Origin of the sequence: Enterobacteriaceae endosymbiont of Donacia marginata (assembly GCF_012567685.1) — a bacterium.
Classification (GTDB): Bacteria; Pseudomonadota; Gammaproteobacteria; order Enterobacterales; family Enterobacteriaceae.
Map to the genome: position 1 here is coordinate 83921 of NZ_CP046184.1, position 13336 is coordinate 97256.

Consider the following 13336-nt stretch of genomic DNA (forward strand, 5'->3'; position numbering starts at 1 on the left):
TAAATTTCATTTAAAATAGGATATTATAATGTTTAGTAATATATTCGCTAATATGCAAAAAATAGGTAAATCTTTAATGTTACCGGTATCTGTTTTACCTATAGCAGGGATATTATTAGGTATAGGGTCGGCTCATTTTTATTGGTTACCTAATGTTATTTCTAATATTATGGAAAAAACAGGTAGTTCTGTTTTTGCTAATATGCCATTAATTTTTTCTATTGGGATTTCTTTAGGATTTACTAAAAATAATGGTGTATCCGCATTAGCATCTGTCGTTTCTTATGGTATTTTAACAAAAACGATTGAAGTTATGATTCCTATTTTATTACATAATAATTATACACAAGAAATAGTTATTCAAAAACATCTTGCAGATACAGGAGTATTAGGTGGAATTATTGCTGGATCTATTGCTGCATATATGTTTAATCGTTTTCATAATATCAAATTAGTTGATTATCTTGGTTTTTTTTCTGGTAGTCGTTTTATCCCTATAATTTCCGGATTAACATCAATTTTTATTGGTTTATTATTATCTTTTATCTGGATTCCAATTGGAAAAATAATTCAATCTTTTTCATATTGGGCTGCTTATCAAAACCCTATTGTTGCATTTGGTATTTATGGAATAATAGAAAGAACTTTATTACCTTTTGGTTTACATCATATTTGGAATGTTCCATTCCAAATGGAAATAGGTTCATTTATGAATATATTTACTAAACAAATATATCATGGTGATATTGCAAGATATATTGCTGGAGATCCATCTGCAGGTAAATTAGCAGGAGGTTTTTTATTTAAAATGTATGGATTACCAGGTGCAGCTATTGCCATATGGCAAACATCAAAAAAAGAAAATAAAAAAAAAATCGGTAGTTTAATGTTTTCAGCTGCATTAACATCTTTTTTTACAGGAATTACAGAACCAATAGAATTTTCTTTTATGTATGCAGCACCATTATTATATATAATACATATTATTTTATCAGGATTATCTTTTCCTATTTGTATTTTACTTGGAATGAGAAATGGCACAAGTTTTTCTCATGGGTTAATTGATTTTATTATTTTAAGTGGTAATGGTTCTAAAATATGGTTATTTCCAATTATAGGTTTTATTTATATAATTATATATTATAATGTATTTAAAATACTAATTATTAAATTAGATTTACGCACTCCAGGACGTGAAAAAATACAAAATAATATATATAAAACAAATGATATATCATTAAATTATGGGGAAAAATTAGTTAAAGCTTTTGGGGGGAAAAATAATATTACTAATTTAGATGCATGTATTACTAGATTACGTATAACTGTGATAAATATAAAAAAAGTTAATGAAAAAGAATTAAAATTATTAGGAGCTTCTGCTGTTATTATTTCTGGTAATGGGGTTCAAGCAATATTTGGTACTAAATCAGATAATTTAAAAACAGAAATGGATAATTTTATAAAAAAAAATAATTATGAATAATAAAAAAAACATATTTCAACAAATTATATCTAAAAAAATAATTACTAATATTGTTTATCAAGATAATTTAGTTACAGCTTTTAATGATATAAAACCACAAAGTCCAATACATATTTTAATTATACCTAATATTTTTATAAAAACACTTAATAATATTAAATCCGAACATCAGTTATTACTAGGAAGAATGTTATTAGTTGCTTCTAAAATAGCAAAAAAAAAAAAAATTGATAAATCTGGATATAGAGTTGTTATTAATTGTAATCATCATGGATGTCAAACAATATTTTATTTACATATGCATTTATTAGGTGGACGACAAGGTATAAATATTTTTTTTTAGTTTAAAAAATTATATTTTTTAAAATTTAAAAAAAAATTTTTTGTATTGCTATGTATCTATTAATATAATACATAGCAAATTTTTCTATTTTATTTTTATTTAAAAATATGTAATATTAAATCTAATATTTTAGAAGAATATCCTGTTTCATTATCATACCAAGCAATTAATTTAAAAAAATTATTATCGATAGCTATACTTGCTTTTTTATCAAAAATAGATATTAATGTTGAGCCATTAAAATCACTAGATACTACGTCATCTTCTGTATAACCAATAATTTCTTTCATATAATTTTGAGATGCAAATTTAATAACTTTACAAATATCTGGTAATGTAGTTTTTTTTAAAATTTGAACAGTAAAATCAACAACAGAAACGTTAGCAACAGGTACTCTTAATGATATCCCTGTTAATTTATTATTTAATTCTGGTAAAACAATTCCTACTGCTTTTGCAGCACCGGTACTTGAAGGGATAATATTTTGGTATGCACCTCTTCCTCCTCTCCAGTCCTTCATAGAAGGACCATCTACTGTTTTTTGAGTAGATGTTACTGCATGAATAGTTGTCATAAGACCATTTTTAATAATATAATTATCGTTTATAATTTTAGCTAATGGGGCTAAACAATTAGTAGTACATGAAGCATTAGAAATGATATTTTCTCCACTATAATTATTAAAATTAACTCCTTTTACAAACATAGGTATTGAATTATCTTTAGGAGGAGCTGTAATAATAACTTTTTTGGCACCAGCTATAATATGTTTTTTTGCTAATTCTTTTGTTAAAAAAATTCCTGTTGATTCAATAACAACATCAATATTTAAATCATGCCATTTTAATTTAAGTGGATCTGATTCTGAAAATACATGAATAATATTCTTATTTATAATTAAATTATTTTCATCAACTTTAATCTTTTTCTTAAAATTACCATGTGTTGAATCATATTTTATCATATATGCCATATAATTTATTTCTAATAAATCATTAATAGCTATAATTTTAATTTTAGGATTTTTTTGAGCAACACGGAAAAAAATACGTCCTATTCTGCCGAATCCATTAATAGCAACTCTAATAGACATTTAATTATCTCCTAATCATAAATACAAAATTATAAAAAAATAAAATTTTTAAATTTATATAATATATAAAGAATATATTCTTTCGGGATTTAAAATATTTTCATTATTTAATGATGAAAAATTTTTATTAAAAATAAAATTTATATAATTTTGAATTAAATTAGATATAATAAAATTATTTGATTTTATAAAATAATCTAATGGAGAAAAAGTATTTATAGTTATCCATTGTAATTTTACTTTTTTAATTTTTGTTAATTTTGCAATTTTCATTATTGCACTATCAAAATCACCTAAACCATCAACTAATCCATATTTTTGAGCATCTTTACCTAAAAGAACCATACCATTAGCTATTTTTTTTACTTTTTCAATAGATAAATTTCTTTTTTTAGAAACTAAATAAATAAATTCATCATATCCAGTTTTAATATTTATGCTCATTATCTTTTCTTCTATAGAAGATAATTTTTCATCCATAGAAAGAGTAAATCTATCTGATATATTAACCCCATCTTTTTTTATACCAATTAAATCTAAAATATCACTAATATTATATACAACACTAAAAATACCAATAGAACCAGTTAAACTTACTGGATCTGCAATTATAAAATCAGCTACTGTAGAAATCCAGTATGCCCCTGATGCTGCCATTTTACCCATAACTACTACGATTGGTTTATGAATTTTTTTTAATAAAAGTAATTCGTTATAAATTGCTTTTGCAGCTAAAATATCACCTCCTGGACTATTAATTTTTAATATTAATCCTTTAATATTTGGATTTTTATATATTTCATTTATTTTATTTACAATAAGATCACTGCCATTTTTACCATATATCATAATTCCATCTATTGTAATAACTGCAATATTACCATTATTTTGTTGAATTCCATTATCTATATATAATTTTATATAATTATTAATACTAATTTTATTATATGTATTTTGGGTTTTATCTAAACCAAAATTTTGAATCATTTCTTTTTCAAAATCATTATTATTAGATATTTTATCTACTAATTTATTTTGTAATGCAAATAAAGCTAAATTCCCATGAGATTTTTTGAGAGATATTAATAAATTTTCGTCTGTAGGAAAAATTTCTTCTTTAGTTAATTGTCTATTAATTGATATAGTTGTTAAATAATCATCCCATAAATTATTTATTAATTGATTCATAACTATTTTATCATTATTAGACATATCTTCTCTTAAAACAGATTCAACTGCAGATTTATATTTTCCAACTCTAAATACATGAGTTTTAATTTTTAAATTTTTTAAAAAATTTTTTATAAAAAATTTTTTAAAATTTAGACCATATAATTTTACATTACCATATGGTAATAAAAAAACTTTATTGGCAAAACTAGCTAAATAGTATTGACTTTGGTCATACATATCTGAAATTGCATATATTTTTTTACCACTTTCTTTGAAATCATTTAAATATTTGCCTATATATCGTAAATTAGGAATATCAGAAATATTTAAATTATTAAGTCTTAATATAATACCATTAATATTTTTATCTTTTTTTGCAAAATTTATAGCATTAACAATATTAATTATTGGATCATTATTTTTTTTGTTTGTAAATTTATTAAATAATTTAAATATTAAATTATTTTTATAAAAAGATTCATTATCAAAATTTTCATCAAAACTAATTTCTAATACTTGATTATTTTTTTTTAATATTTGACTATTTGTGTTTTTTCTATGATTCACATTATATATGTAATAACATAATAAGAATATTAATAATATAAAAATGATATTTATTATTAACGTTCTAGTAAAATTAATTAGTGACCATAAATAACAACAAAAGAATTTTATTATATTCAATAACTTAATCATTTTTCACCTAATTTTTTAAAATAAAAATTTATTAAATATTTTTAAACTTTACCCAAATAGGAGCATGATCTGAAGGTTTAATTAAATTACGAATAGAGTATTCTATTCCTGAATTAGAATAATATTTTATTAATGAATTAGTAATTAAAATATTATCAATTCTTAACCCTTTATTAAAAACAAATCCTTTTGATCTATAATCAAACCAAGAAAATTTATTATTTGTTAAAGGATTCATTAATCTCCAAATATCAAATAGACCCCAATCAAGTAATTGATTCATATAAAATCTTTCTTTTGGTAAGAAAGAACATTTTCCTTTTTTTAACCATTTTTTACGATTTTTTTCTCCTATTCCAATATCTAAATCGGAAATACTAATATTAATATCTCCCATAAGTATAATATGATTTTTTGGATCTAAATTTTCTTTAATATAAAAATATAAATTTTTTAAAAAATTAATTTTATATTTAAATTTTATATTATTTTTTTGATTATCTCCTTGAGGAAAATAACAATTTAAAATCTTTATCTTACCAATAGCACTATCTAAATCAATCATTATTGATCTTTTTTGATTATTAAAAAAGTCTTTTAAAAAATTTTTTTGAATATTTAAAGGTTCTTTTTTACTTAATAAAGCTACTCCATAATTTTTTACTTGTCCACACATATAAATGTGATATCCTAATTTATATATTTCTTCTTTAGGAAAATTTTCATTATTTACTTTTGTTTCTTGTAACCCGATTATATCAGGATTATATATTTTTATAATTATTTTTAATTGATGTATATGTGCTCTTATTCCATTAATATTAAATGAAAAAATTTTCATAAAATTTCGATTTTAATATAAATTTTTATAATAAAGTAATTTATTAATAAATATTATTTTTCTATTTTTATAAAATAAATTTAAATAAAAAAAATAATTTTTCTATTATTTTTTGCCAATATGGTCTTTTTATCCATAAATTATATTCTAATTTTTGTGATTTTAAAATATATTTATTTTGTATATATAAAAGTGATTTATTAAATATAATATCATCTATAATTAAATTAATTTCAAAATTTAAATAGATACTTCTTATATCTAAATTTACAGTACCTATAAAACTAATTTTTTTATCTATAATAATACTCTTTGTATGTAAAAATCCTGTTTTTAATTGATAAATATTAACTCCCGATTTTAATAATTTATAAAAGAAAAATTTACTAGCCCAATAAATAAAAATTGAATCATTATATTTAGGAATAATAATTTTTACATCTACACCACGTTCAGAAGCTATACAAATAGCAGATAATAAATTTTTACTTGGTATTAAATAAGGTGTTGTAATAATTAAACTTTTTTTAGCTAAAAATATAGCTGTAATTAAAGAATTATGAATTATTTTTTTAGATAATTTTAATCCTGAAAATATTACTTGTATTCTATTAATATTATTTTTATTCTGATATTTTACTAAATTATTTTTTAATTGATTAATGGATAATATATTTTGTCCTGTTTCTATTTCCCAATCATATGAATAAATAATACTAATCGTATTAACAATAGGGCCAGTTATACGAATCATTAGATCAATCCATTTACCTATTTTAGTATTTTTTTTAAAATTAGTTGAATCTACCATATTCATACTACCAACATAAACTATTCTATTATCAATTAATATTATTTTTTTATGTTGTCTTAAATCTATTCTAGAATAAAAAAAATTGAAAATTGTAATATTCAATGATTTAATTATAAAAACACCAACTCTTAACATAAGATGATACCAAGAACTATAAAAAAAATTTTTACTTCCAATAAAATCTAACATAATATAACATTTAACACCTCTTTTAGCTGCTATTATAATAGATTCTGAAAATTTATTTACTAATCCTCCGGGTATCCATATATAAAAAACAATATGAATACTATATTTTGCTGATTGTATATCATTAATTAGTGATGTAAATAATTTAAATGATGAGTTAAATAATTTAATAGAATTATTAGTCATACTCAATAAATTTTGTTTATTTTCACATAATTGAAATAATGTTTCTATTTTTTTATTTACATATATATTTTTAATATATAATTTATAATATATTTGTAATTTTTTTAGTAATTCACTATAGCGAAACCATATTTTTTTAGCCTGTTTAGATTTATATTGTGTTTTTGAATAAATTTCTCCAAAAATAAAATAAAAAATAATCCCTATTTTAGGAAAAACATATAGAATAAGATACCACAATATATAAGATTTTATATCTTTATATTTAATAAAAATTCTAATTATAATAAAAATTAATAATATAATATTACTATATAATAAAATTAAATTTAAAATATTAATCATATTATCTAAATTATTTAAATATAGTTAAAAAAAATTAAAATATAAGTATTTTAATACTAAAATTTAAAATAAAAAATATATATTTTTTAAATTTGAAAAAGAAAATTAATAACATCCCCATCCTGTATTATATATTTTTTACCCTCTATTTTCATTTTACCAAATAATTTTGCTTTTGTTTGATTTTTATAAAAAATAAAATCTTTATAATGAATTACTTGAGCTCTAATAAATCCTTTTTGAATATCACTATGAATTTTTTTAGCAGCAATTAATGCTGTTGTACCTTTTAAGATACTCCATGATCTAGTTTCTTTAATTCCTACTGTATAAAAAGTATGTAAATTTAATAATTTAAAACTATTAAGTATTATTTTTTTTAAATCATTATTTTTATTTATTGGTAATATTTTTTGTTTGTTATTAAGATTAATAATACAAATTTTTAAAACTAAATAATTTTTACTAAGAATATTTATTTCATCTAAAAAAAATTGGTTATTAATATTATTTTCATCTATATTAGCAATAATAATTATTGGTTTAATTGTTAATAATTTTAATTTTTTTAAAAAATCTATTTCTTCTATATTTAATTTTAATAAATTTAATAATTTACCATTTTTTAAGTAATTTAAACAAATATCTAATAAATATTTAAATTTATTATTAATATGTTTTTTATTATTTTTTAATTTAAATAATAAATTTATATCAAAATTAATAATTTCATTATTTATAATATCGACATCTTTTATAGGATTAAATGATAAACTTAATATATTTTTATTTTTAAAACACCGTATTACATGAATTATAGCATCAACTTCTGATATATTATGTAAAAACTGATTTCCTAATCCCTCTCCTTTGGACGCTCCTTTTATTAAACCTGCAATATCTACAAAAGTTACAGTAGATTGTATTATTTTTTTAGATTTTATTAATTTAGATAAATAAAGTAATCTATTATCAGGAACAGTTACTATACTAGTATTTGGTTTTATTGTGCAAAAAGGATAATTTAATGCATCTACATTAGAATTAGTTAATGCATTAAATAATGTTGATTTCCCTACATTTGGAAGTCCAATGATACCACATTTTAATTCCATTATTTTATTATCCTATTATTTTTAGAATGTAAATAATTTATTGCTTTATTATAATTATTAGTTTTAATAAAAACTAGTAAGGCTTTAATACTATTTTTTATAGTTAAATTAATATTTTTTTGTTCGGTTAATGTAGGAGGGGTTAATACAAAATTATTTACTTGATCTTTACATCCAGGATGACCTATCCCTATACGTAACCTATAAAATAATTTATCATTAAATATTTTTATAATATTATTAATTCCATTATGGCCTCCACTACCACCTCCATATTTAAATTTTATAATTCCAGGTAAATAATCTAATTCATCATGAATAACTAAAATATTTTTTAATAAAATTTTATAAAAACTAGAGACAATAAATATTGATTTTCCTGAATTATTCATTAAAGAATTTGGTATTAATAAAATTATTTTTTTATTTAAAATATTTAAATAACCAATATTTTCATTTAATTTTTTTATTTTTTTAAATTGAATATTAAATTTATTAGATAAATTAATAATATAATTAGAACCCATATTATGACGAGTTTTAATAAATTTATTATTTAAGTTATTACCTAATCCTACTATCATCTTTATATTATTCAAATATTTACCTTTTTATTATTTTAATCTATTTAAACATTACAGATATAGATTCTTCATTACTAATTCTTCTTATTGTTTCTGCAAGCATATAAGATAGAGTTAAGACTCTAACATTTTTTAATTTTTTAATTTTTTTTGTTAATGGGATACTATCACATACAATAATTTCATCTATTACAGAATTATAAATATTCTGAATAGCATTACCTGAAAAAATAGCATGAGTCACATAAACAAATACTTTTGTTGCTCCATTTTTTTTTAAAGCTTTTGCTGCTTGACATAATGTTCCTGCAGTATCAACAATATCATCTATTAAAATACAATCTCGTTGATTAACATCTCCAATAATATTCATAATTTCTGTAGTATTTAAATTATTTCTTCTTTTATCTATAATAGCCATATCTGTTCCATTAAATAATTTTTTTGCTATTGATCTTGCACGAATTACCCCTCCAATATCAGGAGAAACTATTATAGGATTATTATATATATTTTTTGATATATCTTTTAAAAAAATAGAACTTGCGAAAACATTATCTACAGGAACATTAAAAAATCCTTGAATTTGTTCTGCATGTAAATCAACTGTTAATATTCTATTAATTCCTACTCTAGATAAAAAATCAGCTATTACTTTAGCAGTAATAGGTACTCTAGCAGAACGGATTCTTCTATCTTGTCTAGCATAACCAAAATAAGGAATAACAGCAGTTATTCTTCCAGCAGAAGCTCTTTTAAATGCATCAATCATTATAATTAATTCAATTAAATTATCATTAGTAGGATTACAAGTAGATTGTATGATAAAAATATCATTTCCTCTTACATTTTCTTTTATTTTAACAGAAACTTCTCCATCACTAAATTTACCTACAAATATTTTACCTAAATTAATATATAGATGATTAGCAATATTTTTTGCTAATTTAGTAATAGCATTACCAGCAAATAATTTCATATTAGTCATATAAAATCCTTAAAAATTATAAATATAATTTTATTTAAATTTTTTCATATAAAAAATAAAATTTTAATATAGAATTAATAATTCTATTAAAAATAAATAAAATATTATTTGTTAATATATAAAAATAATACTAAATATAGTATATATTATTATTAATGTAATTTTTTAAAAAAATATTTTATTTATAAAATTTAAATATTAAAATAATAATTATGAATTCTTCTATCCTTAAAAAACTTAATATCTTATATAAAAGATATAATTATATATTAAAAAAGTTAAGCGATTATAAATCGTATAATAATCACGTATCTTTACGAAATTTATCAACTGAATATTCAAAATTATCTAATATAATTAAACCATTTATAAAATGGAAAAAATTAGAATTAAATTTACTTAATAATAAAATTTTATTAAAAGAAAAGGATAAAGAAATATATCTAATGGTATTAGAAGATATAAAAAATATTAAAATTAAACAAAAAAAAATAGAAAAAATATTATATAAATTACTTTCTCCTCAAAACAAAGAAGAAGATAATCGTAATTGTTTTTTAGAAATAAAAGCTGGGGCTGGTGGGCATGAAGCAGCAATATTTGTAAAAAATATTTCAAGAATGTATATTAGATATGCAGAATCAAAAAAATGGAAGATAGAAATAATACATATTCATTATAATGATAATAGTAATGGTTTTAAAGAAATTATTTTAAAAATTATAGGAATTGGAGTTTATGGTAAATTAAAATTTGAATCCGGTGGCCATAGAGTACAAAGAATCCCTGAAACAGAATCACAAGGAAGAATACATACTTCTACATGTATTATTGCAGTTATGCCTGAATTATTAAAAACAGAAATTCCAGAAATAAATAATCAAGATTTAAAAATTGATACTTTTAGATCTTCTGGAGCAGGGGGACAACATGTTAATACAACTGATTCTGCTATAAGAATTACCCATATCCCAACAGGGATTGTTGTAGAATGTCAAGATGAAAGATCTCAACATAAAAATAAAGCTAAAGCTTTAGCTGTATTAGCTACAAGAATATATACATTAGAAATGGCAAAAAAAAATAAAGATAATGCAATAAAAAAAAAAATATTATTAGGTACTGGAGATCGTTCAGATAGAAATAGAACATATAATTTTATTCAAAAAAGAGTAACAGATCATCGTATTAATTTAACATTATATAAATTAAACGAAATTATGGATGGTAATCTAGATATATTAATAAAACCTATTATTCATCAATATAATGCTGATAAATTATAATTTTTAAAAAAAAATATGATTATTAATCAATGGTTAAAATATGCTTCTAATCTTTTAAAACAGAATAAAATATTAACATATCAATTAGAATCAGTCATATTATTATCTTTTGTCTTAAAAAAATCTAAATCATGGATTTATGGTTTTAATGAAACTAAAATAAATTTGAAACAATTTAAAATTTTACAAAATTTTTTAAAAAGAAGAATTACAGGCGAACCTATAGCTTATTTATTAGGTTTTTGTGAATTTTGGTCATTAAAAATCTATGTATCACCTTATGTTCTAATACCTAGAAAAGATACAGAAATTTTAGTTAATGTTGTTTTAAAAAAAATTAATAATAATATAGAAAAAATTTTAGATTTAGGTACTGGAAGTGGAGCAATAGCATTAGCAATTGCTTCTAAATATAATTTTCTTAAAATTACTGCTGTAGATATTTCTCAACAAATTATTAATTTAGCAAAATATAATGCTAAGAAATTATATATTAAAAATATTAATTTTTTAATTAGTAATTGGTTTAGTAATTTAAAAAATAATAAATTTGATATTATAATAAGTAACCCCCCTTATATAAGTGATTATGAATATCATAAATTAAAAAAAGAATTAAAATTTGAACCTATTAAATCATTAATATCATTAAATAATGGATTATCTGATTTAAGATATATTATTTCTAAATCTTCAGAATATTTAAATAATTATGGATGGTTAATATTAGAACATGGATATAAACAAGGATATATTTTAAAAAAAATCCTTAAGATTGAAAACTTCAAAAATATATCACAATATTGTGATATACAAGGATATTATAGAGTTATTTGTGGACAAAAAATTTAAAATTAATATTTTAATATATTTAAAATAAAAATTTTGTTATTATTAATAAAAATTAATATTTTAAAAGTAAAAAATGGCACAAAATGATAATTTTAAAAAAATAGATTTATCTAATAAATTATTAGAAATAGATCATAGAATTATAGGTAAAAAATTAAATTTATATCATTTCCAAAATGAATCTCCAGGAATGGTTTTTTGGCATAATAATGGTTATATTATATTTAAACAACTAGAAAAGTTATTACGAAGAAAATTAAATCAATATAATTATTTAGAAGTAAAAACTCCTTTAATTACTGATTTTGCTATTTGGAAAAAAACGGGTCATTGGAAAATTTATAAAGAATCTATTTTTACTACTTTTTCTGAAAATAGAAATTATTGCATAAAACCTATGAATTGTCCTGCACATATTCAAATTTTTCAACAAAAATTAAAATCATATAGAGATTTACCTTTAAGAATTGCTGAATTTGGCATTTGTCATAGAAATGAACCATCTGGTTCTTTACATGGTCTAATGAGATTAAGAAATTTTACACAAGATGATGCTCATATTTTTTGTAGAAAAAATCAAGTAGTTAAAGAAATAGAAAATTGTATTCATATGATGTATGATATTTATCATCTTTTTGGTTTTAAAAAATTTCTTGTAAAATTATCCACTAGACCACCAAATAAAATTGGAGATAATAAAATTTGGGATCAAGCAGAAAATAATTTATCTTCTATTTTAAATAAATTAAATATTAATTTTGAATACCAAATAGGAGAAGGAGCTTTTTATGGTCCTAAAATAGAATTTTCTTTTTTTGATTGTTTAAATCGAGAATGGCAATGTGGTACAATACAATTAGATTTTACATTACCAAAATGTTTAAATTTATTTTATATAAATAATAAAAATAAACACAGTACTCCAATAATAATTCATCGTGCTATTTTAGGTTCTTTAGAAAGATTTATAGGAATTATTCTTGAAGAATTTTCTGGATATTTACCTATTTGGGTAGCTCCAATTCAGATTATAATACTAAGTATTAGTGAAAAACATATTAAATATGTTTTAAAATTATTTAAGATAATTAAAGAAAATAATATTCGTGTTAAATATGATATAAATAATGAAAAAATTTCATTTAAAATTAGAAAATATGCAATACAACATATTCCATATATTTTAATTTGTGGAGATAAAGAAGTCAAAAATAATCTTATCTCTATAAGAGATTGTTTTGGTAAAAATTTGGGATTTATGAAAATTCATGATATTATCAATAGAATAGTAAATGAAATTAAGAATTATTATATTAATAAAAAAAAATAAGAGAGGTAAGA

The 13336-nt window shown here is 20.1% G+C and carries 12 protein-coding genes; 5 read left to right on the forward strand and 7 right to left on the reverse strand.

Features of this window, described 5'->3' with window-relative positions; translation table 11 throughout:
• Positions 1–28: 28 nt before the first annotated feature.
• Both ptsG and GJU04_RS00450 read left to right on the forward strand, forming a co-directional pair.
• The gene (gene ptsG, locus GJU04_RS00445) at positions 29–1486 is read left to right on the forward strand and encodes a PTS glucose transporter subunit IIBC (RefSeq protein WP_168892948.1); all 1458 of its coding nucleotides are present in this window, start codon (positions 29–31) and stop codon (positions 1484–1486) included.
• Positions 1479–1829, forward strand: a complete 351-nt coding sequence (locus GJU04_RS00450; RefSeq protein ID WP_168892949.1) for an HIT domain-containing protein — start codon at positions 1479–1481, stop codon at positions 1827–1829. Before ptsG ends, GJU04_RS00450 begins: the two co-directional genes overlap by 8 nt.
• 95 nt (positions 1830–1924) lie before the next feature.
• Here the strand turns inward: GJU04_RS00450 and gap are convergent, their stop codons facing one another.
• The 7 genes from gap to GJU04_RS00485 form a co-directional block, all read right to left on the reverse strand.
• Positions 1925–2923 (reverse strand): type I glyceraldehyde-3-phosphate dehydrogenase, encoded by a 999-nt coding sequence (gene gap, locus GJU04_RS00455; RefSeq protein ID WP_168892950.1) that lies wholly within the window; start codon positions 2921–2923, stop codon positions 1925–1927.
• 54 nt (positions 2924–2977) lie between these two features.
• Positions 2978–4795 (reverse strand): signal peptide peptidase SppA, encoded by a 1818-nt coding sequence (sppA, locus tag GJU04_RS00460; RefSeq protein ID WP_168892951.1) that lies wholly within the window; start codon positions 4793–4795, stop codon positions 2978–2980.
• Between the two features lie 31 nt (positions 4796–4826).
• Positions 4827–5636: an exodeoxyribonuclease III gene (xthA, locus tag GJU04_RS00465; protein ID WP_168892952.1), complete on the reverse strand. Its 810-nt coding sequence runs from the start codon at positions 5634–5636 to the stop codon at positions 4827–4829.
• Positions 5637–5703: 67 nt separating this feature from the next.
• Complete coding sequence (gene cls / locus GJU04_RS00470; protein WP_168892953.1) at positions 5704–7170, reverse strand: cardiolipin synthase; 1467 nt, start codon at positions 7168–7170, stop codon at positions 5704–5706.
• Positions 7171–7256: 86 nt separating this feature from the next.
• On the reverse strand, positions 7257–8285 hold the full coding sequence (ychF, locus tag GJU04_RS00475; RefSeq protein WP_168892954.1) for a redox-regulated ATPase YchF: 1029 nt from the start codon (positions 8283–8285) through the stop codon (positions 7257–7259).
• A complete protein-coding gene (gene pth / locus GJU04_RS00480; RefSeq protein WP_168892955.1) occupies positions 8285–8884 on the reverse strand; it encodes an aminoacyl-tRNA hydrolase in 600 nt (199 codons plus the stop codon). The genes ychF and pth overlap by 1 nt, the downstream gene beginning before the upstream one ends.
• Before the next feature lie 25 nt (positions 8885–8909).
• On the reverse strand, positions 8910–9857 hold the full coding sequence (locus GJU04_RS00485; protein WP_168892956.1) for a ribose-phosphate pyrophosphokinase: 948 nt from the start codon (positions 9855–9857) through the stop codon (positions 8910–8912).
• A gap of 212 nt (positions 9858–10069) precedes the next feature.
• On the opposite strand from GJU04_RS00485, the gene prfA reads away from it, so the two are divergent.
• From prfA to thrS, 3 genes are all read left to right on the forward strand, one after another.
• Positions 10070–11143 (forward strand): peptide chain release factor 1, encoded by a 1074-nt coding sequence (prfA, locus tag GJU04_RS00490; RefSeq protein ID WP_168892957.1) that lies wholly within the window; start codon positions 10070–10072, stop codon positions 11141–11143.
• Between the two features lie 15 nt (positions 11144–11158).
• A complete protein-coding gene (gene prmC, locus GJU04_RS00495) occupies positions 11159–11995 on the forward strand; it encodes a peptide chain release factor N(5)-glutamine methyltransferase (RefSeq protein WP_168892958.1) in 837 nt (278 codons plus the stop codon).
• A 73-nt stretch (positions 11996–12068) separates the two neighbouring features.
• Positions 12069–13325, forward strand: coding sequence for a threonine--tRNA ligase (gene thrS / locus GJU04_RS00500; protein ID WP_168892959.1), 1257 nt, complete (start codon positions 12069–12071; stop codon positions 13323–13325).
• The last annotated feature ends 11 nt before the right edge of the window (positions 13326–13336 follow it).